General features: G+C 67.7%; 26 protein-coding genes and 1 other RNA gene. 19 read left to right on the top strand and 8 right to left on the bottom strand.

The features are described 5' to 3' along the window. Positions 1-45: 45 nt before the first annotated feature. The 8 genes from soxC (at position 46) to DWA33_RS08955 (ending at position 7,387) form a co-directional block, all read left to right on the top strand. Positions 46-1,338, top strand: a complete 1,293-nt coding sequence (gene soxC, locus DWA33_RS08990; RefSeq protein WP_114357755.1) for a sulfite dehydrogenase — start codon at positions 46-48, stop codon at positions 1,336-1,338. After that, positions 1,322-2,059, top strand: a complete 738-nt coding sequence (locus DWA33_RS08985) for a c-type cytochrome (protein ID WP_114357754.1) — start codon at positions 1,322-1,324, stop codon at positions 2,057-2,059. Before soxC ends, DWA33_RS08985 begins: the two co-directional genes overlap by 17 nt. Before the next feature lie 210 nt (positions 2,060-2,269). Further along, a complete protein-coding gene (locus tag DWA33_RS08980; RefSeq protein ID WP_114357753.1) occupies positions 2,270-3,382 on the top strand; it encodes a YeeE/YedE family protein in 1,113 nt (370 codons plus the stop codon). A 44-nt stretch (positions 3,383-3,426) separates the two neighbouring features. After that, the gene (locus DWA33_RS08975; RefSeq protein WP_114357903.1) at positions 3,427-3,846 is read left to right on the top strand and encodes a c-type cytochrome; all 420 of its coding nucleotides are present in this window, start codon (positions 3,427-3,429) and stop codon (positions 3,844-3,846) included. Positions 3,847-3,880: 34 nt separating this feature from the next. Then, complete coding sequence (locus DWA33_RS08970; protein WP_114357752.1) at positions 3,881-5,146, top strand: NAD(P)/FAD-dependent oxidoreductase; 1,266 nt, start codon at positions 3,881-3,883, stop codon at positions 5,144-5,146. Between the two features lie 56 nt (positions 5,147-5,202). Next, positions 5,203-6,474 (top strand): NAD(P)/FAD-dependent oxidoreductase, encoded by a 1,272-nt coding sequence (locus DWA33_RS08965; RefSeq protein ID WP_181902391.1) that lies wholly within the window; start codon positions 5,203-5,205, stop codon positions 6,472-6,474. Between the two features lie 24 nt (positions 6,475-6,498). Next, a complete protein-coding gene (locus DWA33_RS08960; protein WP_114357750.1) occupies positions 6,499-6,975 on the top strand; it encodes a methyltransferase family protein in 477 nt (158 codons plus the stop codon). Between the two features lie 22 nt (positions 6,976-6,997). After that, positions 6,998-7,387, top strand: coding sequence for a rhodanese-like domain-containing protein (locus DWA33_RS08955; RefSeq protein WP_114357749.1), 390 nt, complete (start codon positions 6,998-7,000; stop codon positions 7,385-7,387). 146 nt (positions 7,388-7,533) lie between these two features. Here the strand turns inward: DWA33_RS08955 and DWA33_RS08950 are convergent, their stop codons facing one another. Next, a complete protein-coding gene (locus DWA33_RS08950) occupies positions 7,534-8,079 on the bottom strand; it encodes a recombinase RecQ (RefSeq protein ID WP_114357748.1) in 546 nt (181 codons plus the stop codon). Positions 8,080-8,159: 80 nt separating this feature from the next. On the opposite strand from DWA33_RS08950, the gene DWA33_RS08945 reads away from it, so the two are divergent. The 3 genes from DWA33_RS08945 to DWA33_RS08935 all read left to right on the top strand — a co-directional run bounded on the left by DWA33_RS08945 (position 8,160) and on the right by DWA33_RS08935 (position 9,115). Beyond that, entirely contained in the window at positions 8,160-8,342 is a 183-nt protein-coding gene (locus DWA33_RS08945; protein WP_114357747.1) for a cadmium ABC transporter ATPase, read from the top strand. A gap of 73 nt (positions 8,343-8,415) precedes the next feature. After that, on the top strand, positions 8,416-8,802 hold the full coding sequence (locus DWA33_RS08940; protein WP_114357746.1) for a type II toxin-antitoxin system RelE/ParE family toxin: 387 nt from the start codon (positions 8,416-8,418) through the stop codon (positions 8,800-8,802). Then, the gene (locus DWA33_RS08935) at positions 8,780-9,115 is read left to right on the top strand and encodes a helix-turn-helix domain-containing protein (protein ID WP_244601235.1); all 336 of its coding nucleotides are present in this window, start codon (positions 8,780-8,782) and stop codon (positions 9,113-9,115) included. The genes DWA33_RS08940 and DWA33_RS08935 overlap by 23 nt, the downstream gene beginning before the upstream one ends. 16 nt (positions 9,116-9,131) lie before the next feature. Here DWA33_RS08935 and DWA33_RS08930 read toward each other — a convergent pair whose 3' ends face one another. Next, a complete protein-coding gene (locus tag DWA33_RS08930) occupies positions 9,132-9,596 on the bottom strand; it encodes a hypothetical protein (RefSeq protein WP_114357745.1) in 465 nt (154 codons plus the stop codon). Positions 9,597-9,761: 165 nt separating this feature from the next. Between DWA33_RS08930 and ssrS the strand changes: the two genes are divergently transcribed. The 3 genes from ssrS (at position 9,762) to DWA33_RS08915 (ending at position 11,426) form a co-directional block, all read left to right on the top strand. Continuing rightward, a non-coding RNA gene (gene ssrS, locus DWA33_RS08925) (6S RNA) lies at positions 9,762-9,922 on the top strand. Positions 9,923-10,003: 81 nt separating this feature from the next. Beyond that, positions 10,004-10,597, top strand: coding sequence for a 5-formyltetrahydrofolate cyclo-ligase (locus DWA33_RS08920; protein ID WP_114357744.1), 594 nt, complete (start codon positions 10,004-10,006; stop codon positions 10,595-10,597). A 1-nt stretch (position 10,598) separates the two neighbouring features. After that, a complete protein-coding gene (locus DWA33_RS08915) occupies positions 10,599-11,426 on the top strand; it encodes a TIGR00282 family metallophosphoesterase (protein WP_114357743.1) in 828 nt (275 codons plus the stop codon). Positions 11,427-11,647: 221 nt separating this feature from the next. On the opposite strand, the gene ppk2 is transcribed toward DWA33_RS08915, so the two are convergent. The 5 genes from ppk2 to DWA33_RS08890 all read right to left on the bottom strand — a co-directional run bounded on the left by ppk2 (position 11,648) and on the right by DWA33_RS08890 (position 19,028). Continuing rightward, positions 11,648-12,541, bottom strand: coding sequence for a polyphosphate kinase 2 (ppk2, locus tag DWA33_RS08910; RefSeq protein ID WP_114357901.1), 894 nt, complete (start codon positions 12,539-12,541; stop codon positions 11,648-11,650). Positions 12,542-12,857: 316 nt separating this feature from the next. Beyond that, the gene (locus DWA33_RS08905) at positions 12,858-14,318 is read right to left on the bottom strand and encodes a pyridoxal phosphate-dependent decarboxylase family protein (protein ID WP_114357742.1); all 1,461 of its coding nucleotides are present in this window, start codon (positions 14,316-14,318) and stop codon (positions 12,858-12,860) included. Next, the gene (locus DWA33_RS08900; protein ID WP_114357741.1) at positions 14,315-15,550 is read right to left on the bottom strand and encodes an ATP-grasp domain-containing protein; all 1,236 of its coding nucleotides are present in this window, start codon (positions 15,548-15,550) and stop codon (positions 14,315-14,317) included. Before DWA33_RS08900 ends, DWA33_RS08905 begins: the two co-directional genes overlap by 4 nt. Then, a complete protein-coding gene (locus DWA33_RS08895) occupies positions 15,540-17,135 on the bottom strand; it encodes a hypothetical protein (RefSeq protein ID WP_114357740.1) in 1,596 nt (531 codons plus the stop codon). Before DWA33_RS08895 ends, DWA33_RS08900 begins: the two co-directional genes overlap by 11 nt. 201 nt (positions 17,136-17,336) lie before the next feature. Then, positions 17,337-19,028, bottom strand: coding sequence for a methyl-accepting chemotaxis protein (locus DWA33_RS08890; protein ID WP_114357739.1), 1,692 nt, complete (start codon positions 19,026-19,028; stop codon positions 17,337-17,339). Between the two features lie 542 nt (positions 19,029-19,570). On the opposite strand from DWA33_RS08890, the gene DWA33_RS08885 reads away from it, so the two are divergent. The 5 genes from DWA33_RS08885 (at position 19,571) to DWA33_RS08865 (ending at position 21,789) form a co-directional block, all read left to right on the top strand. Further along, positions 19,571-19,918 carry a hypothetical protein gene (locus DWA33_RS08885; RefSeq protein ID WP_013504313.1) on the top strand — a complete coding sequence of 116 codons (348 nt, stop codon included), beginning with the start codon at positions 19,571-19,573 and terminating at the stop codon, positions 19,916-19,918. Next, on the top strand, positions 19,830-20,549 hold the full coding sequence (locus DWA33_RS08880) for an RNA polymerase sigma factor (RefSeq protein WP_167443160.1): 720 nt from the start codon (positions 19,830-19,832) through the stop codon (positions 20,547-20,549). The genes DWA33_RS08885 and DWA33_RS08880 overlap by 89 nt, the downstream gene beginning before the upstream one ends. Next, positions 20,546-20,965 carry a hypothetical protein gene (locus DWA33_RS08875; RefSeq protein ID WP_114357738.1) on the top strand — a complete coding sequence of 140 codons (420 nt, stop codon included), beginning with the start codon at positions 20,546-20,548 and terminating at the stop codon, positions 20,963-20,965. Before DWA33_RS08880 ends, DWA33_RS08875 begins: the two co-directional genes overlap by 4 nt. Next, positions 20,962-21,405, top strand: coding sequence for a periplasmic heavy metal sensor (locus tag DWA33_RS08870; RefSeq protein ID WP_114357737.1), 444 nt, complete (start codon positions 20,962-20,964; stop codon positions 21,403-21,405). The genes DWA33_RS08875 and DWA33_RS08870 overlap by 4 nt, the downstream gene beginning before the upstream one ends. Positions 21,406-21,501: 96 nt before the next feature. Then, positions 21,502-21,789 (top strand): cysteine rich repeat-containing protein, encoded by a 288-nt coding sequence (locus tag DWA33_RS08865; protein WP_244601234.1) that lies wholly within the window; start codon positions 21,502-21,504, stop codon positions 21,787-21,789. A 39-nt stretch (positions 21,790-21,828) separates the two neighbouring features. On the opposite strand, the gene DWA33_RS08860 is transcribed toward DWA33_RS08865, so the two are convergent. Then, a complete protein-coding gene (locus tag DWA33_RS08860) occupies positions 21,829-22,668 on the bottom strand; it encodes a DUF1499 domain-containing protein (RefSeq protein WP_114357735.1) in 840 nt (279 codons plus the stop codon). Positions 22,669-22,827 lie beyond the last annotated feature (159 nt).

Genomic DNA, 22,827 nt, shown 5'->3' with positions numbered 1-22,827 from the left:
GTGTTCCACATATTCACGTATCTCGATAGAAAAGAGGCAAGCGGCATGAGTGAGAAGCCCAAATCCGACGTCCTCGATCGCCGGCGGTTTCTTGGCGCGGCCGGACTTGGTGCAGCCGGCCTCGCCGGCGCCGGGGCGATGCTGCCGTCGCTGGCCAAGGCCGGCCCGGCCCCGACGCCGGATCCGGCGATCACCGAGATCCAGGACTGGAATCGCTATCTCGGTGACGGCGTCGACCGGCGACCTTACGGCGTGCCGTCGAAATTCGAAAAGGACGTGATCCGCCGCGACGTGTCGTGGCTCACTGCCTCGCCGGAATCCTCGGTGAACTTCACGCCGCTGCATGCGCTCGACGGCATCATCACCCCGTCCGGCGTCTGCTTCGAGCGGCATCACGGCGGCATCGCCGAGATCGATCCGGCGCAGCACCGGCTGATGATCCACGGGCTGGTCGACACCCCGCTGGTGTTCACCATGGACGACATCAAGCGGATGCCGCGCATCAACAAGATCTACTTCCTGGAGTGCGCGGCAAATTCCGGCATGGAGTGGCGCGGCGCGCAGCTCAACGGCTGCCAGTTCACCCACGGCATGATCCACAACGTGATGTACACCGGCGTCACGTTGAAGACGCTGCTGGAGCAGGCCGGCGTGAAGTCGAACGCCAAATGGCTGCTGCTCGAAGGCGCCGACAGCGCCGGGATGGACCGCTCGCTGCCGCTGGAGAAAGCGCTCGACGACGTGATGATCGCCTATGCGATGAACGGCGAGGCGCTGCGCCCGGAGAACGGCTATCCGCTGCGCGCGGTGATTCCCGGCTGGCAGGGCAATCTCTGGGTGAAATGGCTGCGCCGCATCGAGGTCGGCGACATGCCGTGGCAGACCCGCGAGGAGACATCCAAGTACACCGACCTGATGCCGGACGGCCGCGCCCGCAAGTACACCTTCGTGATGGACGCCAAGAGCGTGATCACCTCGCCGTCGCCGCAGGCGCCGCTGAAGCACAAGGGCCGCAACGTGCTGACCGGCATCGCCTGGTCCGGACGCGGCACCGTCAAGCGCGTCGACGTGTCGATGGACGGTGGCCGCAACTGGGTCGAGGCGCGGATCGACGGCCCGGTGCTGAACAAGTCGATCGTGCGGTTCTACGTCGATTTCGACTGGAACGGCGAGGAACTGATGCTGCAGTCGCGCGCGATCGACGAGACCGGCTACGTGCAGCCGACCAAGGCCGAGCTGCGCAAGATCCGCGGCGTCAACTCGGTCTACCACAACAACGGCATCCAGACCTGGCTCGTGCATCCCGACGGAGTGACGGAAAATGTCGAAATCGCTTAAGGCTCTCGCTGGCCTCGCCGTCGTCGCCGCGATGACTCTGCCGCTGGCGCAGGCCGGCGCCGAGCACAAGCCGGGGCACAAGGCCGCCAAGGAGGCGGCCAAGGAGGCCAAGGCGAAAGCGCCCGCGGCGCCGGTCAAGCTCGGTCTCGGCCGCCCGGCGCTGCCGGAGGAAATCGCCGCCTGGGACATCGACGTGCGCCCCGACGGGCAGGGGCTGCCGCCGGGCCGGGGCACCGCCCGCGAAGGCGATGCGCTGTTCCAGGAGAAGTGCTCGACATGCCACGGCGAGTTCGGCGAAGGCGTCGGCCGCTATCCGGTGCTGTCCGGCGGCCACGGCACGCTGAAGGCGGACCGGCCCGACAAGACCATCGGATCGTACTGGCCGGACGCCACCACGGTGTACGACTACGTCCGCCACGCGATGCCGTTCGGCAACGCGCGCTCGCTCAGCAACGACGAGATCTACGCGCTGACGGCGTATCTGCTGAACATGAACGACGTCATCAAGGATCAGGACTTCGAACTGAACCAGGACAACCTCGCCAAGGTGAAGATGCCGAACGCCGACGGCTTCTACGAAGACGACCGCGACGTCGCGGAGAAGTCGTTCTGGAAGAAGGACCCGTGCATGAAGAACTGCGGTCCGGCGCCGAAGGTGATCGGCCGCGCGATCGCGATCGACGTCACGCCCGACGACAAGGCCGGCCCGAAGGTGGATTGACGCGCGGAAGCGGACGCCGCGGTTGTCGCGGCGCCCGCCAAGTAATCATACCAGCGGAGAAGGCTGGTCGATTAGTTCGGTTGCGCCAGATCAATGTCGATCGGCGCGTGCGGAACGACAATCCGCCGTTCCGCGGCCCCTATGGAAGATCGAGGACGAACCGACGACGGGTTGCAGTCGAGCGCGCCGCAATGACGAGGAACGCTTCTTTTGGATCTCGACCTGCTCATCGAGCGTTTCGGCGAAACCACGCTGCTGACCGCGGGCGGTCTGTTGGTGGGGCTGGCGTTCGGCGCCGCCGCCGAACGCAGCAGGTTCTGCCTGCGCTCGGCGGTGATCGAGTTCTCCGAAAGCTCGTTCGGTCCCAAGCTCGCGGTCTGGCTGCTGACCTTCTCGGCCGCGGTCGCGGCGACCCAGATCGCGATCACCTCCGGGGTGCTGGACGTCTCCGAAGCGCGCCAGCTCGCCGCCACCGGCAGCCTGTCGGGCGCGATCATCGGCGGCCTGATGTTCGGGGCCGGCATGATCCTGTCGCGCGGCTGCGCCAGCCGGCTGCTGGTGCTGTCCGGCACCGGGAACTTGCGCGCGCTGGTCACCGGGCTGATCCTCACCATCGTGGCGCAGGCGTCGCTGCGCGGCGTGCTGTCGCCGGCGCGCGAATTCCTCACCTCGCTGTGGACGCTGCCGGGCGGTGCATCGCGTAACCTGCTCACCGTGGTGCATGCCGGCCCGGTGATCGGCGCCGGCTTCGGCGTCGCCGTGCTGGTGTGGGCGGTGTGGCTCGGCTGGCGCAACCGGATCGGCATCGTTACGGGAATCGCGGCGATCGGTGTCGGCGTCGCGGTCACCGGCGGCTGGCTGGTCACCTACATCCTGGCGCAGCATTCGTTCGAGCCGACCCAGATCAAGAGCGTCAGCTTCACCGGGCCGTCGGCCGACACGCTGATGGGGCTGATCAACTCGCCCTCGGTGCCGCTCGGCTTCGACATCGGGCTGGTGCCCGGCGTGTTCGCCGGTTCGCTGCTGGCGGCGCTGATCGGCCGAGATTGGAAGTTGCAAGGATTTCACGACGGGCTCAGCATGGGGCGCTACGCATCGGGTGCGTTCCTGATGGGGTTCGGCGGCATGCTGGCGGGCGGCTGCGCGGTCGGCGCCGGCGTCACCGGCGGCGCGATCTTCGCGGTGACCGCCTGGCTGGCGTTGGGGTCGATGTGGCTCGGCGCGCTGGCGACGCACATGCTGCTCGACGCCAAAGCGGAACTCGAGGTGAAGACGGCCCCGGCGATCGAGCCGGCTCTTTCGGCGAAACAGACCGGCAATTAAGCCGGCACGCCGATAACGACTGAAGATGTCTCGGGAGGATGACGATGGCCGTGCCCGGCCGATATTTCGACCGTTCGGATTGTGCCCGGTTTCCGGCGCGGCAGGCTGCTGTCGCGTGGCGCGCCGTGCTGGGCGCCGCGGCGATGCTGCTCGGCTGCGCGGCCGCGGGCTCGGCGGTCGCCGGCGGCGACCGCGAGCTCGGCGAATATCTGTCGAGCGAATGCGTCACCTGCCATCAGATCAGCGGCCGGTTCGACGGCATCCCGTCGATCGTCGGCCGCGACGAGCCGGAGCTGGTCGCCGCGCTCACCGAATATCGCGACAAGGTCCGCGACAATCAGGTGATGCGGGCGATCGCCGCCAAATTCAATGACGAAGAGATCGCCGCGCTCGCGAGCTACTTCGCCAGTATCGAAAAACAACAAATCGAGCGCACCGCGGACCGGAGTGGAGACATCCGGTAGTCGACGACACACAACCCGTTTTGGAGGGGACGACATGAGGATCAATCGACGCCAGTTCTCGGCTGGCTTTTTGGCGGCGGCCGGCGTGGTCGCGATGCCCGGCGTGCTGCGCGCGCAGGCCAAGCCGCGCGTGGTGGTGATCGGCGGCGGTCCCGGCGGCGCCACCGTGGCGAAATACGTCGCGCGGGATTCGCAAGGCGCGGTCGAGGTCACCATGATCGAGCCGCTGGAGACCTTCGTCACCTGCTTCCACTCCAACCTGTATCTCGGCGACATGCGCTCGTTCGAGTCGATCAGCCACGGCTACAAGCTCGGCGGCTACGGCGTGAAGCACGTCCGCCAGTTCGCTGCGGCGATCGATCGCGACAAGAAGGAGGTCAAGCTCGCGGACGGCTCCACCGTGCCGTACGACCGGCTGGTGGTGGCCCCCGGCATCGACATCAAGTTCGACTCGGTGCCCGGCTATTCGGAAGAAGCCGCCGAGATCATGCCGCACGGCTGGAAGCCCGGCGCCCAGACCAAGCTGGTCAAGAAACAGCTCGACGCGCTGCAGGACGGCGCGACCATCGTGATGGTGGCGCCGCCGAATCCGTATCGCTGCCCGCCGGGCCCGTACGAGCGCGTCTCTGTGATGGCCAAGGTGCTGAAGGCCAAGGGCCACAGCAAGTCCAAGATCATCGTGCTCGATCCCAAGGACAAGTTCTCCAAGATGGCGCTGTTCCAGGAGGGCTGGCAGAAGCACTATCCCGGCATGGTCGAATGGATGGACCCGAAGATGCACGGCGGCATCAAGGGCGTCGATCCGAAGGCGATGACCGTCACCACCGATTTCGAGACCATCAAGGCCGACATGGTCAACGTCATCCCGGCGCAGATGGCCGGCAAGATCGCGCGCGAGGCCGGCCTGGTCAACGAAACCGGTTATTGCCCGATCGACGCCACCAACATGAAGTCGTCGATCGATGCCAATATCTACGTGCTCGGCGACGCCTCGATCGCCGGCGCGATGCCGAAATCGGCGTTCGCGGCCAACAGCCAGGCCAAGGTGGTGGCCAATGCGGTGCGCGGCGAACTGACCGGATCGCGCACCTTCCCGGCGCGTTATGCCAACACCTGCTGGTCGGTGGTGGCGCAGGACGATACGGTGAAGATCGGCGGTCGCTACGAACCGAAGGACGGCAAGATCGCCGAGATCGAAGGTTTCGTGTCGAAGACCGGCGAAGACGCCGGCATCCGGCTGCAGACCTCGGAAGAGAACCTGGGATGGTATGCCGGCATCACCGCCGACATCTTCTCCTGACGCCCTCGCGGGCCGGCGCCTCGGCGTCGGCCCGCTGCCAATTGCGGAGCGATGACGTGTCCAAGCCGAACCTGATCAGCCGCCGCGGCGTGATCCGCGCCGCCGCGGCGGCAACGGCGATGTTCGCCTGTCCGGTGATCGCCAAGGCCAAGCCGCGGGTTGTGGTGGTCGGCGGCGGCGCCGGCGGCGCGACAGCGGCGAAGTATCTGCGTCACGGCAGCGATGCGATCGACGTGACGCTGATCGAGGCCAATCGCCGCTACGTCACGCCGTTCACTTCGAACCTGTATCTCGGCGGGCTGAAGCCGTTCGAGACCCTGTCGTTCGGCTACGAAGGCGTCGCTGCCCACGGCGTCGGCCTGGTGTTCGATCAGGTCGCGGCGATCGATCGCGCCAACAAAGAGGTGCGTACCGCCGGCGGCGCTCGGCTGGGTTACGACCGGCTGGTGCTGTCGCCGGGCATCGATTTCCGCTGGGACGCGGTCCCCGGCTATTCCGAAGCCGCCGCCGAACGGATGCCGCACGGCTATCGCGGCGGCGCGCAGTTTCAACTGCTGAAGAGCCAGCTCGATGCGCTCGGCGACGGCGCGCTGATCGTGATCATCGCGCCGCCCAATCCGTATCGCTGCCCGCCGGCGCCCTACGAGCGCGCCTCGATGATGGCGCATGCCCTGAAGAGCCGCGGCGTGAAGAACGCCCGCATCGTGATCCTCGACGCCAAGGATCACTTCGCGATGCAGACCTTGTTCATCGACGGCTGGGAGCGACACTATCCCGGCATGATCGAATGGCAGGACCCGACCATCCACGGCGGCATCAAGGCGGTCGATCCGAAGGCGATGACCGTTACCACCGATTTCGAGACCCACAAGGCGGCGCTGGTCAACGTCATCCCGCCGCAGATCGCCGGCAGGCTCGGCCGTGACGCCGGTCTGGCCGATGACAGCGGGTTTTGTCCAGTCGACGCCGGCACCATGGCGTCGTTGATCGATCCGGCGATCCACGTCATCGGCGATTCCGCCACCGGTGGCGAGTTTCCGAAATCCGGCTTCGCCGCCAACAATGAAGGCAAGATCGCCGCGATGATCATCCGCGCCGATCTGGTCGGCGACCGCCGGATGCCGGTGCGCTTCACCAACCACTGCTGGAGCGATCTCGCGCCCGACGACGCGATCAAGAACGGCGCCCGCTACACGCCGCAGGACGGCAAGATCGTCATGTCGGACCCCTATACCTCGCAGCTCGACGAAAGCCCGCAGCTTCGCGCCAAGCAGGCGCGGGAGGCGGCCGGCTGGTATATCGGCATGACCACCGATATATTCGGCTGACCGAATGTCCGCCGACGAGTTGCAATGACCGGTTCCGAGGGCGCCCGCCCGAACAGACTGCCGTGGCCGCCGATGCTGCTGGCGATCGCGGCGATGGCCGCGGTCGGGCTCGGCGTGGTGCTGCCGTTGCCGCTGCCGCGGCACGATTCGGTGGTGTGGGCCGGTTATCTGGTCGCCGCGCTGGGCCTGTCGATCGACGGCTGGGCGATCCTGACGATGCGCGCCGCCCGCACCAACGTGCTGCCGCACCGCGCCGCCGACCGGCTGGTGACCTGGGGACCGTTCCGGGTCAGCCGCAATCCGATCTATCTCGCCAATACGCTGCTGCTGCTCGGCATCGGCCTCGCCTTCGGCAACGGCTGGTTCGTGCCGCTGGCGCTGCTGACGGCGGTGCTGGTCGACCGGCTGGCGATCCGCCGCGAGGAACGCCATCTTGCGATCAAATTCGGAAACGCCTGGATCGAATATGCGGCGGCGACGCCGCGCTGGCTGATCCGCTGAGCCATCACCGAGGGAGAGTTGAATGACGACGTTGAAGCAGATGATGGAAGCCGCCAACGCCGCGGTGCCGCGGGTGAGCGTCGACGACGCGCGCCGGCTGATCGAGCAGGGCGCGCTGGTGGTCGACGTTCGCGACGCGCCGGAGGTCGGCAACACCGGCAAGGTCGCCGGCTCGCTCAACATCTCGCGCGGCATGCTGGAATTCCGCGCCGATCCGGACTCGCCGTTCCACGACAAGCACCTCGCCAAGGACCGCACGGTGATCGTGTACTGCGCCTCCGGCGGCCGTTCGGCGCTGGCCGGCAAGGTGCTGAAGGATCTCGGCTACGAAAAGGTGTTCAACCTCGGCGCCTTCAAGGACTGGGCCGAAGCCGGCGGCGCCGTCGAACAGCCGATCGAACGCGGCATGTAGGCGGGGATCGCGCCTGCGCAGAAGGCTGGGCAGGTCGGCGACAACTCCGTCGTTGCGAGGAGCGAAGCGAAGCAATCCAGCTCAGTGCAGCACGCTGGACTGCTTCGCTTCGCTCGCAATGACGCTGAGCTTGAGGCGCCGGCCTCTCACCGCTTCTTCGTTTTTGCGGTCTTCGCTTTTGATTTCGTCGCCACGGACGTCGTCGTTTTTGACGTCGCGCTCTTAGCCTTCGCCGTCTTTTTCGTCGGCGTCTTTGGCTTCGGAGCTTTGGCCTTTGCAGCCTTGGCCTTTGAAGTCTTAGTCTTTGAAGTCTTCGCCTTTGCAGCCTTGGTCTTGCCGGCCGCCGACTTCCCTGCGGTGCTTGCAGCCTTCTTCGCACCCGACGTCGCGCCGGCCTTCGCAGCTGTCCTGCCCTTGCCCCGTGCCGGCTTGGCCAGAGGCTTGGTGAATTCGGCCAGACCGGCGCGCGCTGCGGCTTTGGTCACGGTGGCTTTGACCGGGCCCGCCACCAGCCGGCGCACCGCGCGCTTGGCGGCGACCTTGGTGATCTCGACCGCGCCGTCCACCACCATGTCGATCAGATTGTCGACCAGCGGCACGCGCTTGTCGGAGGATTTGCGCGGCGCCGCCGCGGCCTTGTCCTGGTTCGGCGCCTGATCACGCCTGCTGTCGTCGCTCACGCTGTCGTCCACGTTGCTGTCTCCCGCGCTCGGCCCGGCTAGGAACGTTTCAGTCGACCTGCCTTTGACCTGGATTGCAAAGGTGTCGGCAGATGACGGGCGAAGAGCTGAATTGGTTCCAGATCGCGGTCCGCGTTTTGTTCCTCGCGGCGCTGTTCGCCTATGCGGCGATCGTCGGCGTCCGGCTGCTCGGCCGGGTCGCCGGCCTCTTCCGCCGCGGCCCGCGCGTGGTGCGCCTGCGTAAATATCGCGCCCTGGTGCGGCAGCGGGATTGACGTCCCGAATTGCAAAATATGATGTCTGTTGTAAGTTGTCGCTCCACGAACTATAGTTCGTGGAGCGATATCCGTGCGCGTCTTCAAGACCAAGGCGTTCGCCCGGTTTGCTCGCCGGGAGCGGATTTCCGATCCGCGCTTGCTGGATGCCGTACAGCGCGCCGAGCGAGGGCTGATCGATGCCGATCTCGGATGCGGCGTGATCAAGCAGAGGATCGCTCGGCCGGGGGAAGGACGGTCCGGCGGGCTCCGCGTCTTGGCTGCTTGGCGACGGACGGCGCGAGCGGTGTTCTTGTTCGGCTTTGCCAAGAGTACGCGCAGCAATATCGACGACGACGAACTTGCGACCGCTCAGGAGATCGCTCAGATCTGGCTCGACGCTGATCCACGGGCGATCGCCAAGGCCCTTGCGGATGGGATCATTGTGGAGATCGACATTGACCACGAAGAAGAAGGTTAGTCCCCTCACCAAGGTGCTGCTGGAAACCGCCGGCGACATGCGGGGATCGGGGCTGATGGACGAGGCCAGCTACGACAAGATCACCGTGCGCCACCTCGGAGAGACCGATCTACCGGCGCTTCAGCCGATCAGCGGCGCGCAGATCAAGGCGATGCGCGAGCGCGCGCGGCTCAGTCAGGCGGTGTTCGCGCGCTATCTGAATTTGACTGTCGGCTACGTGTCGCAGCTCGAGCGCGGGGCCAAGCAGCCGACCGGCGCAGCGTTGGCGCTGCTCAATCTGATCGAGCGCAAGGGAATCGATGCGATCCGCTGAGCGGTCGCCGGCGGCGTTACTTGGTCAGAAACTTCCACGCCACCACGATCGCGCACAGCGCGGCGAAGATCAGCAGCGCCGGCACCGGACGGCGGGCGCCGCTCGGCGACACCGGGCGGGCGCCGCGGTCGGCGGTCCGGGTCACCTTCGGCTTCTGCGGCTTCTTGAACCGCACTACGTTGTCGACCGCTCCCTCGCTGCGGTCGGCAGGCGCCGGCGAGCGCGGCTCCGGCTCCGGCGCATCGCCGGTGCCGCCCATGTCGCTGTAATAGGCCTGATAGGTTTCGCGCACAGCGATCGCCTTGGATTCGATCTCGCTCATCCGGTCGAGCCGTTCGCGATAGCCGTTCAGCACCTTCTGGGCGTTCTCCGGCAGGGTGTCGAAGCTGCCGAGCTTGGCCATCATCAGCCAGGTCGCGAAATCGGCTTCGGCCCGGGTGCGGGCCCTGCGGGCGATGCTGGTACTGGACTTCGAGGCCATGGCGATCCGGGTTGAGCGTCCTGCTGGGGAAGCGCTGAATGTGACGGCGATCGTGGGACTGCTCTTGATAGCCGAAACGGTTGTCCACGTCAGGTGGTTCGTCGGGCCGGCGAATTCCAGCCATGCGGGCTGGCGAACCGGCGGTATGATCGCTACATTGGCTGGGCGAAGCTGCGGGACGCGTCAGGAGCCATATATCCCCGGGGCCTTATCGATCCTTTCGGGAACTGTCCCTGGCCGGGTCCGTGGACCCGGACATATGGTGCCCACCTACTTTCGTAGGGAACTCCGGGATCGAGTGCTTCAACGGTCGCCGCGGCCTCGCACTTTCCCGTTTTGTCCGGCGGATTGCTGCCTGACGGTCGCCCGAGCTTCATGCGCCGGCTCCGGCCGCCTATAACCCGCCGATGTCCGAGCTGTCCGAATCCTCCAGCGAGACCAAGACCACGCTGCGCGCTGCCGCTTTGGCGCGCCGCTCCAGCTTGAGCGAGGACGATAGGAGCGCCGCTGCGGCGGCGGTCGCCTCTCACGGCCTGCCTGTGCCATTGCCGGAGGGCGCGGTGGTCGCCGGCTACGCGCCGATCCGCGGCGAGCTCGATCCGTTTCCGCTGATGCAGGCGCTCGCCGCGCGCGGCGCCCGGCTGGCGCTGCCGGTGGTGGTGCGGCAGGGCACGCCGCTCACCTTCCGCGCCTGGCGCGATGGCGATGCCTTGCCGCGCAGTGCGCTCGGCATTCCTGAGCCGTCCCCGGATGCGTCGGAGCTGACGCCCGATATCGTGCTGGTGCCGCTCGCCGCATTCGACGCGAACGGTCACCGCATCGGCTACGGCGCCGGGCACTACGACTGCACGCTGGAATATTTGCGCGCGCAGGGGCCGGTGGTGGCGATCGGGCTTGCCTTCGCAATGCAGCAAATCCCCGTTGTTCCGGCCGCGGCCCACGACGTGGTGCTGGATTATGTGCTAACCGAGCAGGGCCTGCTCACCTTCCGGAGTCGATAGTTTGCGCATTCTGTTCATCGGCGACGTGGTCGGAAAATCCGGCCGCACCGCAATCGCCGAGCATCTGCCGGGTCTGATCCGCGACTGGCAGCTCGATTGCACCATCGTCAACGGCGAGAATGCCGCCGGCGGTTTTGGTATCACCGAGGCGATCTACAACGATTTCATCGACGCCGGCGCCGATGCGGTGACGCTCGGCAACCACGCCTGGAATCAGAAGGAGGCGCTGGTGTTCATCGAGCGCGCGCCGCGTCTGGTCCGCCCGATCAACTTTCCGCGCCACACGCCCGGGCGCGGCGCCGCGCTGGTCGAGACCCGCAGCGGCGCCCGCGTGCTGGTGATCAACGCGATGGGCCGGGTGTTCATGGAGCCGCTGAACGATCCGTTCGCGGCGATCGGACGCGAACTCGAAGCCTGTCCGTTGCGCGACGCGGCGGACGCCATCGTGGTCGATTTCCACGGCGAGGCGTCGAGCGAGAAGCAGGGCATGGGCCATTTCTGCGACGGCCGCGTCAGCCTGGTGGTCGGCACCCATACGCATGTGCCGACCGCCGATCATCAGATCCTGCCGAACGGCACCGGCTACATGACCGACGCCGGCATGACCGGCGACTATGATTCGGTGATCGGCATGCACAAGGACGAGCCGGTGCACCGCTTCCTCACCGGCATCCCGCAGGGCCGGTTCGAACCGGCCAATGGCGACGCCACGCTCAGCGGCGTCGCGGTCGAGACCGACGACAGCACCGGCCTCGCCGTCAAGATCGCCCCGGTCCGCATCGGCGGCAGGCTGGAGCCCGCCAAGCCGGCGTTCTGGACGGCGAACTAATAACTTCGGTCGCCAGCCATTTCCGAAGTCATTCCGGGGCGCTCACGCAAGTGAGCGAACCCGGAATCTCGATCCTATAAAGTTCTTCTCCAAGTCCGGAATCCATACTCGCCGGACTCGCCGTAAAGCGCCGCGCGTCAGGCGCCGTGCCTCACCGCCAGCGCGGTGATTATGGAATCCGGGCTCGTCGCTGCGCGGCGCCCCGGAATGACGACAGAAGCTCAATACCTTTCCGGCACGTACATCTCCGCCGGGATCGGCGTGCGGTGATAGTCGGGGTGATGGATCCGCGGCGGTAGCACCACCGGGCTGTAGGGCACTTCCTCGTAGGGAATTTGATCGAGCAGGTGCGCGATGCAGTTGAGCCGCGCCTTCTTCTTGTCGACGGCCTGGACGACGTGCCACGGCGCCTCGGCGATACTGGTGCGCTCCAGCATCTCTTCCTTGGCCTTGGTGTAGTGCTCCCAGCGCGCCCGCGACTGCACGTCCATCGGGCTCAGCTTCCACTGCTTGAGAGGGTCGTTGATGCGCATCATGAAGCGCAACTGCTGCTCGTCGTCCGTGATCGAGAACCAGTACTTGATCAGCACGATGCCCGAACGTACCAGCATCCGCTCGAACTCCGGCACCGAGCGAAAGAACTCTTCGACCTCGGCCTCGGTGCAGAACCCCATCACCCGCTCGACGCCGGCGCGGTTGTACCAGCTCCGGTCGAACAGCACGATCTCGCCCGCGGCCGGCAGATGCGACACGTAGCGTTGGAAGTACCATTGGCTGCGCTCGCGCACGCTCGGCGCCGGCAGCGCCGCGACCCGGCAGATCCGCGGATTGAGCCGCTGGGTGATGCGCTTGATGACGCCGCCCTTGCCGGCGGAGTCGCGGCCCTCGAAGATCACCACCACCTTGAGGCCCTGATGCTGCACCCAGCTTTGCAGCTTGACCAGCTCGCCTTGCAGGCGGAACAGTTCCTTGAAATACAGGCGGCGGTCCAGGGTCTCGGCCGGCGAGTGGCCGGCGAATTCATTGGTCATCGCATCGATGCGATCGTCGTCGATTTCGAGTTCCAGTTCCTCGTCGAAACTGTCGAGCATTTCTGCGGCGATCCGCTGCTTCATCGTGAGGTCGTCACCGGCGGTGCGGGAGGTGCGCTTTTTGGCCTTGCGAACGACCTTCTTGACGGGCTTGGGCGCGGGCTTGCGGGGCATCGATGTCTCCAGAATGGGGCCGTCGGAAAATGCCGCCGCGTGTTTGTCACGCGTATGACGGGCACCGAGGTGCGATGATTTGGCGCGTTCAGGTCCGTGTTCCGGAGTGTGCAGCACTGGCCGCGGAGGGCAGCGCGGGCACTGACTCAGCAACCACGGAGAGGAGGGCCCTCACCCGCCGCGCTTCGCGCGTCGACCTCTCCCGCACGCGGGCGCGGCGGGGTGATCAGCCTACCCGCTCCGCTCCGAATTTCATCGCCGCATCGACCATCCGGTCGACATCCGCAAACGTCGTGCGGTGGTTGACGATCGCGGCGCGGATCGCCAAGGCGCCGTCGATCGTGGTCGAGGACGGCGCGGCGATCCCGGATTCGTGGAGGTCGGCGACGATCTCGGCGTTGAGCGCGTCGACCACGTCCGGTGCGGCGCGATAGCGGAAGCAGACGATGTTCAGCGTCACCGGTGCCAGCACCTCGAGCTCCGGCTCACGCGCGACGCGGGCTTCGAGATGGCGCGCCACCTTGCAGGTGTGGGCGATCATCGCCCCCATGCGGTCGGCGCCGAAGGTCTTCAGCGTGAACCAGGTCTTCAGCGCGCGGAAGCCGCGCGACAGATCGGGGCCGTAGTCGCACGGCCACGGCGAGCCGCCGGCCAGCCCGCGGGTTTCGCGCCGTAAGTAAGCGGCCGGCGCCGCAAACGTGTCGCGATGCTGCTCGCCGTCGCGCACGATCAGGAAGCCGGCGTCGTAATTGACCTGGCCCCATTTGTGGAAATCGAGCGCGATCGAATTCGCCTCCGACAGTCCCTTCAGCTTCGGCGCGATCTCGTCGGACAGCATGCCGAGAGCGCCGTAGGCGCCGTCGACGTGAAACCACAGCCCTTCGTCGCGGCACAGCGCGGCGAGCGCCGCCAGATCGTCGATCGCGCCGACATCGACGGTGCCGGCCGATCCGGTCACCAGGAACGGCAGGCACCCGGCGGCGCGATCCTCGGCGATCCGCCGCTTCAGCGCCGCCAGATCGATGCGGTGATCCTTGCCGAACGGAATCCGCCGCAGCGCGCCGCGGCCGAGGCCGGCGAGATCGGCGGCCTGCACCACGCAGCCGTGCGCGGCTGCGGACGCGTAAGCCGTGAGCCGTTCGCCCGGCAGGCCGCCCTCGCGCACCTGCGGACCGACCGCCGCGGTGCGCGCCACCAGCAGCGCCATGAAGTTGGCCATCGACGAGCCGGTGACGAACACGCCGCTGGCTGTTTGCGGAAAGCCGAACAGTTCACGCAGCCAGCGCACGATCTGGCGTTCGACTTCGATGCCGATGTGATCGCGGCCGCCGCAATTGGCGTTGAGCCCCGCTGCCAGCATCTCGGCCAGCATGCCGACCGCGGTGCCGCCGCCATGCACCCAGCCCATGAAGCCGGGGTGGACGTTGCCGGTGGCGTAGGGCGCGATGTCCTCGGTGAAGCGGCGATAGACGTCGGGCAGCGGCGTGCCGCCGCGCGGCAGCGGTTCGGCGAAGCCGGCGCGGACCTTCGGCGGGATCGGCTGCCACACCGGGCGGTCGCGCACGCCGGCGAGGTAGTCCAGCATGTCGTCGAGCATGTGGTGCGCGTCGGCGCGCAGCGCGTCCCAATCGTCGGGATCGAGGCTGGTTGCGCCGGCATTCGCGCCGGCGCGGACCGCGTCGCTCACGCCACGCTCGTCAGGCGGGATCCGACGCGCCGCTCCAGCATCGACGCGAAGGCGTCGAAGATCTTGTGCATCTGCGGCGGCTTGTAGGGATAGAGCTGCGGGCTGTCCATGTCGTGCACCACAGAGGTGTTGTCGATCTCGAACACCAACAGGTCGCCGCTCGGCATCTGGGCGCAATCGATGGTGAAGTAATCGAGACCGATCCGCGCGATCATGCCGTCGAGCGCGGTCTTGTGGCGCAGTGCGAAACCGAAATCGAAGGTGTGGAAGAACGCCGCTTCCTCCAGCCGCTTGACCTCGTCCTCGGCCATGCCGGCGTTGAGGTACCAGATGTCCCAACGGTCGGCGATCGCCATGTGGCAGGCGTAGGGTCTGCCGTCGACCACCACCACGCGATATTTGCGGAACTGGCTGTCGTCGCTGGCATAGTCGACATAGCGGGCGATGAAGTAGTCGCTCTCCTGGCGGTCGCGCAGATAATCGAGCAGCGCGACGCTGTCGGCGACCCGGGCGAGGCCGAAGCCGGCGTGCGAGCCGCGCGGCCGGACGATGATCGGGAAGTCGAGGCCGCCGGCGACCTCGGGCAGCGCCGCCGAGCCGTTGGCGGCGGCCATCAGCGCGTCGCGGCCGACCGGAACCGTGGCTGGGATCACCAGCCCCTCGACGTCGCCGATCAGCCGGTACAGCTTGTCGCGGTCGAGATGGCGGATCAGATGCGGCGGATTCAGCAGCGGCGCCGGCCAGTCGGCGGCGCGCGCCTCGATCGCCGCCAGCGCCGCGCGGCATTCGTCGGAATCCGAGGCGATCACGATCGCGACGTCGTGCGCCGGCAGCGGATCGGGCAGCGGCACGCCGTCGACCACGTACAGCGTCGACAGTTCGATGCCGGACTCCTGCAGCAGGAATTCGATCGGGGTGTTGCCGCCCATGTCGATGTCGGCGGCGAGCGCCAGCACCCGCAGCCGCGGCTGATCGCTGGCGCAGGGCGAGCGGAACAACTGCTGCTGCTTCAGCGTCTCGGTCTGGATCGACAGGCCGGCCTGCTTGTGGCCGAACAATTGGGTGATCAGCGCGAGGTCGAGCTGTTCGCCGGCGCTCGCGGTGCCGGCGTCGACCTTGGCCATCAGCGCCTGCCACAGCGGATACAGGTTCTCGCCGTCGAAGGCGCGCTTGGTCAGGCTGGCGAAGCCGATCCGGTCGGCGGCGACGAGCGCGGAATTATCAGTGGACATGGTGTTCCTTGGCGGCGTTGTCGGTGGAAACGGAGGGCTGCAGCAGCAACGCTTCCAGCGTAGCCATCGCGGCTGCGGCCTCGGTGAGAATGCGGTCGCGCGCACCGGCATCGGTGTGAACGTCGACAACATGGCGGGCGCTGATGCACAGCCGCAGCGCCGCCACCGCATCGTCGGCGCGGCCGCGCCAGCCGACCGGCTGGCCGAGCAGGCACGGCGGCCGGTCCGCGGCGCCGTCGGCGAGGGCGCGGTGCAGCACGCGGCATTCGGCGAGCGACAGGGCGCGATCACCGCGCTGCAGCGTGAAGGCGAAGATCGTCGGCAGCGCGAATTCGTCGGCATTGGCGGCGCGTGACTGCGGTGGCAGCAGCCGTGCCGACGGCGAGCCGGCGATCAGCTCGGCGAGGCCGGCGCCGAGCTTTCGGACCACGTCGCGGCGGACTTTCGCCGGCACCGCCGTATAGGCGCGGATTTCCTCGAGCGCTGCTTCCCAGCGCAGCCACTGGCCGAAATTCGGCTGCGCGGGGAATTGCTCGCGCAAGCTCCGCCATCGCTGCGGCCAATCGCTGCGGCCCAGATAGTCGGCGAGCCCGGGCGCCACTCGCCGCAGCGTGCCCACCGCTTCGGCGATCTGCCGCGGCAGCAGCACCGCACCGCTGAACGCCGGGCCGGCGAAATATTTCGAGCCGGTCAGCAGCACCATGAAGCCGCGGTCGAGATAGCCGGTGAGACGGCGGCTGCCGAGCCGCGCCTGACAGGCGTCGATCACGATCTGCACCCGGCCGGGCCAGCGCGCCGCGATCTCGGCGAGGCAGCGGTCGCTCGGCGCAGCATGGCCGAGCTTGGAGCAGTCCATCGCTTCCAGCATCACCCGCGCGCCTTGCGCCACCAGCGACTCGACCACGTCCAGCGTCTCGGCGTCGAGCGCCGAGGGCGAGCGGAGCCGTCCCTCTGTTTCGCGCAGCCGCAGCCCGACGCTGCGCACCGGGCCGAGCCCGGCGATCGGCGCGCCGCGCGTGGCCGCGATGCCGCCGGCACTGCGCGCGCCGAAATGCTGGCCGTGCGCCGTGAAGGCGGTACCGGTGCCGGTCTGGTCGGCGGCCATGACGACGGTGACGAGGTCGTCGCCGAGCAGGGCGCGGCTGATCGCCAGCGCCGCGAGTTGCGCATCGGTGCCCGACGAGGCGAACACGATCTCGGCGCCGGTCGGCTCCGTTCCGAGCAACGTCTTCAGTTCGTCGCGCATCGCCTCGACGCGGTCGTCGAAGCATTCGATCAGGCCGTGCAGCATTGCCGACGACATCAGCGCGTCGCGGGCGCGGCCGGCGGCCTCGTAGCCGCGCGGTGAGATCGTGCTGGCGGTGCAGGACGAGAAGCTCGGCAGCTCCGGCGCGGGACAGGGGCCGCAGCCATAGGCGTTGCGGCCGGTCAGGGGATCGAGGTCGATCCGGGCGTCGCCGCCGCAGGCGAGCAGTTGGTCGAGCGGGGCGAACAATTCGCGCAGCGGCGATTGCGGCCGCTGGGCCGGGTCGATCGCGGGCCGGCGGTCGTCCGCCGGGCGGATGAGACTTCCGGGATGGGCCATCGCTCGCTTACCTCGCCCGGCGCTGGTCCGCCGTCCTGCGCTGAGGCCGACGGGGGAATCTGACCAATCTGTAAACGGACTTGGTTAATGCCGGCTTTACCAAGACCTCGTGCGGCTACGGGTGCGAGGCGCCGGCCCCCTCGGACGCAAATGGCCGGCGCCCTTGGAGGACGCCGGCCATTGCAACTGGATCGGAGACGGTTACGCGGCGCGGACCGACTCCAGGAAGTTCGAGACTTCGACCTTCAGCCGGGTGGAATCGCCGGACAGCGACTGCGCCGCCGCCAGCACCTGGGCCGAGGCCGCGCCGGTCTCCGTGGCGCCGCGCTGCACGTCGGTGATGTTGGACGACACCTGCTGGGTGCCGAGCGAGGCCTGTTGGACGTTGCGGGAGATCTCTTGGGTCGCCGCGCCCTGTTCTTCGACCGCCGAGGCGATCGTCGAGGAGATTTCCGACATCTTGGCGATGGTCTCGCCGATCTCCTTGATGGCCGCCACCGACTGGTCGGTGGCCGCCTGAATGCCGTTGATCTGCTGGGTGATCTCGCCGGTGGCCTTGGCGGTCTGCTCGGCCAGCGCCTTGACCTCGCTGGCGACCACCGCGAAGCCGCGGCCGGCTTCTCCGGCACGAGCCGCCTCGATGGTGGCGTTGAGCGCCAGCAGGTTGGTCTGGCCGGCAATGTTGCTGATCAGCTCGACCACGTCGCCGATCCGCGACGCCGCCTTGGCGAGTTCTTCGACCCGGCCGTTGGTCTGCCGCGCCTGATCGACCGCCTCGTGGGCGATCCGGGCGGATTCTTGGACCTGGCGGCTGATCTCGTTGACCGACGAGCTCATCTCTTCGGTCGCCGACGCCACCGACTGGACGTTGGTGGAGGCTTCCTCCGACGCGGCGGCCACCGCCGTCGCCAATTCCTGCGATTGTTCGGCGGTCCGCGTCAGGGTGGTGGCCGAGGCTTCCAGCTCGTTGGAGGCCGACGACACCGTCTCGACGATCTCACCGATCGCGCGTTCGAAGCTGTCGGCGAGGTGGCTCGCATGGGCCTTGCGCTCGGCGGCGAGGCGCGCCTCGGCTTCCTTCTGCTCGGCTTCGAGCCGCTGCCGCTCCAGCGCGTTGAGCTTGAAGACCTCGACGGCGCCCGCCATCTCGCCGATCTCGTCGTGGCGGCCGATGCCGGGCACCTCGACGTCGAGACGGCCGCCGGCGAGATGCTTCATCGTCAGCGTCATGGCGTGGATCGGTTTGGTGATCAGCCGCGCCATCACCACCGAGGCGATGATGGTGATCAGCAGAACCAGTGACGCCGCGATCAACGAGCGCTGCATCGAAGTCCAGGTCTGCGCGTCGAGGTCGTCGATATAGACACCGGTGCCGACGATCCAGTTCCAGGGGCCGAACCCGGCCACATAGGTCAGCTTCGGATACGGCTGGTCGGAGCCCGGCTTGGCCCAGACGTAGTCGACGAAACCGCTGCCGTTGCGGCGAACGGTGTCGACCATTTCGGCGAACAGCATCTTGCCGTTGGGGTCCTTGGCGTTCGATTGATCCTGGCCGATCAACTGCTTGGCGATCGGATGCATCAACATCCGGCTCTGCATGTCGGTGATGAAGAAGTAATCGTTGCCCCCGTACCGCAGCTTCGAGATCCGCGCCTGGGCGCGCTTCTGCGCCTCCTCGGTGCTGATCTCGCCGCGCTGCGCGGCATCGTACTCGTCCTTGATGAAGCTGATCGCCAGCTCGGTGAGGTGCTGCAGTTCGATCTGCTTCTGTTGCTTCAGACCGTTCGCCAATTCGCGCGAATCGAGCAGCGAGATGCCCAGAAGACCGGCGAAGCCGAGGCCGATCAGCAAGTAGATGCGGCGGCCGATGGTCATACGAAATTTGGACAGCATGTGTTCACGTCTCCAGACAATCGCGGTCGCGCAGGGGCGAGCCCCGTCCACGCCTTCGCGTCGATTTCCGATGGGTGGTGTCGCGGGCCGCAACGGACGGCCAGCGTTTTGCCTGTCGTCCTCTGTCCGGACGCACCGACCTCGTGGTGCTGATCCGATCCGCCTGCACCGACCGCGCCCTGCGCTCTGCCCGGCCGATGTAGTCGAGGACTCACCCGCGCCACCCATGGGTGCCAGCAGGTCGGCTACTGCTCCGCATCCGCGTCGCAGTCGCCGTCATCTGCATGGAACCATGCGTTCCAAAACTATCGTTTTAGTAAAGACGGCTTACAACCTGCGAGAGGCGTTGCTCATTCCCGCCTGACAGCGATAGCAAATCCAGCACAAGAATACCGGGCAGCAGCAAGATACCTGGGCATTCTACTAAGTGATACCATTGGCCGCAGCCTTGCCCGCCCCGCGAAGGAAATCCGTCGTGCCTCCGTATTCCCGACATCGGCCCGCCAGGACGGGCCACGCTCCGAACAGGAAAGGATGTCGTGATGCGCAAATGGATGATCGCCGCGTCGCTTGCCGTCGCTTCGCTGGCCCCCATCGGTTCCTCCGCAGGCGCGGCGCCGCTGGCTCCGGCGGCTTTGAATGCGACCGCCGCGGCGGCGCTGCCGGTCGAGACCGTCGCCTGCGTCCGCGGCGGCTGGCGCGGCGTCGGGGTCTATCCGGGCTGCGGCTATTATCGCCGGCCGTATTACTATCGGCCGTATCCGTACTACGTGGCGCGGCCTTATCGGGTGCCGCCGGTCTATGTCGCGCCGCCGGTGGTGGTCGCCGGGCCGGCGGTGGTGCCGGCGCCGCGGCGCTGCTGGGTCGCCGGCGCCTGGCGGCCGTGCTGATCGGATGCCGGCGGGGCTTGCCGGGCCGGACCGCCGCCCGGCGGCGTCGCCCGGCGGATCGGAATCGGTGAGCGTCGCGGACGACAGCGACGAGGCGCTGATGGCGGCGGTGGCGGCGCGCCGCCAGCAGGCGTTCCGGGAGTTGATGACCCGGCACATGCCGCGCGCCATCCGCCTCGCCCAGCGCATCGTCCGTGATCCCGCCGAAGCCGACGATATCGGCCAGGAAGCGTTCCTGCGGGTCTGGAACAAGGCGTCGTCGTTCGATCCGGCCATCGCCCGGTTCACCACCTGGCTGTACCGGATCGTGCTCAACCTCGCCTTCGACCGCACCCGCAAGCCGCGGCACGCGCCGATCGAGGATGCCGCCGAGGTGGCGTCGGCCGATCCGCCGCCGGTCGAGACGCTGATCGCCGCGCAGCAGCGCCGGTTGTTGGAAGCGGCCCTGGCGGAGCTGCCGGAGCGGCAGCGCGGCGCGATCGCGCTGTTTCATATGGAAGGCCTGTCCGGCGAGGACGCCGCTCGGGCGATGAATCTCAGTCCCAAGGCGTTCGAGTCGCTGCTCGGACGGGCACGGCAGACGTTGAAAAAAGAAGTCGAGAAACGACAACACGACAGGAGGCGGGCATGACGCTCGATGAGTTCAGGCGATTGGCGGAGACCTGGGGCGGCGACATCGCGCGCTGGCCGGCGCCGACGCAACGTGCCGCACGAGCGGTCGCCGCCACCGAACAGGGCGCGGCGATTCTGCGTACCGCGTCGGAGTTCGACGCGCTGCTGGCCGCACCGCCCGAGGTCGCGCCGGCGCGTTCGGGGAGGGCGGCTCTGGCGGTGCTGCAGCGGATCGCCGCCGACGAGGCGCGGCCGCCCTGGTATCGGCGGCTGCTGCAGCCGGCTTCGCTGCTACCGGCCGGCAGCCTCGCCTGCTCGGCCCTGGTCGGGCTGTGGCTGGCGGTGGCGCTGCCCTATCATCCTTCGCAGCAGGCGCTCGCCGCGGTCGACGCGGTGTTCGACGCCTCTGCGGTCACGCTGTGGGAGTCGCCATGACCGTCCGGTTCGGCCGCATGACAGCGGGACGCCTGCTGCTGCTGGCGTCGCTCTGTCTCAACGTCGGGTTCGGCGCCTATGTCGGCGCGCAATGGCTCGAGCCGCCGTCGCTGCCGCAGCCCTCCGGCGTTCCGATCCGGCTGATCGAGCGGGTCGCCGCGCGGCTGCCGCAAGCCGACGCGGACATCCTGTGGCGCAACTACCGCGCCAAGGAGGCGACGATGCGGCCGCTGCAGCGCGACTACATCGCGGCGCTGATGGCCACCCTGAAGCTGGCGTCGCAGCCGGAGCTCGACAAGCCGGCGCTGCGCGCCGCGGTCGAGAACGCCCGCGACAAGCGGATCAAGGTCGGCGACGTGGTGATCGACACCTTCGTCGAAACGCTGGAGCAGATCTCGCCGGAGGGACGCCGGCGCCTCGCCGGCGGGCTGTTTCGCTGAGCGGCGCAGCGAGGGATCGAACCGGCTCGAACGTATCAGCTACATTCGCCTCGACGGCGCCCATCTCCAACCCAAGGACACGCCATGGTGCAACGAATGACCGCCTCCAAGCCCTCCGCCCGGCCGGGCCCGCTGTTTCGCACGCCCGACGTGCTGGTGCGGGCGACGCTCGCCGCCGCCTGTGTGGTCGCGGGCCTGATGCTGACCCTGTCGGCGGCGAGCGCCCAGGACAGGGGCGCGGCGCGCGAAGCCTGCAAGGCCGACTATCAGAAATTCTGCAACGGCGTGACGCCGGGCGGCGGTCGCATCAAGAAGTGCCTGAACGACAATTTCAGCGCGCTGTCGGAGCCGTGCAAGCAGGCGATCGGCGCCGCCGACAAGTGACTCAATGCGGGCGGGCCGTGGACGGCTTCCACCGCCCGGTTATTTCCTGGCCTTGGCCGGCGGCTTCGGCGCCGGCTCGGGCTTCGGCGTCGGCGCGTTCTCGGCCGCGGTGGTGATGTCCTCGCTCAGCTTGGCGATCCGCGCCGCGTTGCTGCCGAGGTCGCTTTCGAAATAGCGCGACGACGAACGGATATCGATTCGCGCGCCGTCGCCGTCCGGCAGCAGCCGGATCACCACGTCCTCCGGCAGGCTCAGGATGGTGGTGCGCGCCACCGCCTCGATGTGGCCCTCCCGCTTCGGCGGTTGCGGCGGGCGTTCGTCGACCACCCGCCATTTCCGCCGGTTCACCAGTTGCAGCACGATGTCGTAGGCGCGCTGCACCGGCAGGTCGACCTGCACGGTCTCGATGTTCGGATAGGCGGCGCGCTGCTGCTCGGCGGAGTACAGCCCGGCATAGACCGCGGTGTTGACGTCGTCGCCGACCCGGAGCCGCGCCAGGGTCTCGAATTTCGGCGGGTCGATCGAATCGGTGGTGATGTCGTGGATCGCCGGCAGGGTGCGATACTGCCAGGCGAGGTAGCCCGGGTAGGCCAGGATCAGCGCGTCGATCAGCAGCGCCAGCAGGATCCGCGGGATTCCGCGCGAGCCGTTCTGCCAGATCGCCGCAAAGCCGGCGAGCGCCAGCAGGATCGACAGCCCGGCGAGCGTCAGCGCGCCGAACCAGGTCGCCATCGCCGGGCGCATTTCGAGGAAGCCGAATCGCACCACGGCGATCGAGCTCAGCGTCGCCACTGCCGAGAACACCGCAAGATTGCGCGCCCAGGTGGCGAGTCCGGAGACGGGCTCCTTCTGATAGGGAGCGTAATATCTGCGCGCCATGGCCTCGATTTCGCCGTTCGATCGCGGCCGAGATCGCGCCGCAGCCCGTCGTTGAGATCACGGCCGGCTGCCGAATTCAAGGCCGGAGAACGACGCGGCAGGCTGCCTTGCGAACGCGCTGGTCGACTTGTGAATCCGGTAACCTTTCGCCCGGGGGTG

This window comes from Rhodopseudomonas pentothenatexigens (assembly GCF_900218015.1).
In the GTDB taxonomy this organism is placed as follows: domain Bacteria; phylum Pseudomonadota; class Alphaproteobacteria; order Rhizobiales; family Xanthobacteraceae; genus Rhodopseudomonas; species Rhodopseudomonas pentothenatexigens.
This window is presented reverse-complemented; position numbering and strand designations above follow the sequence as displayed.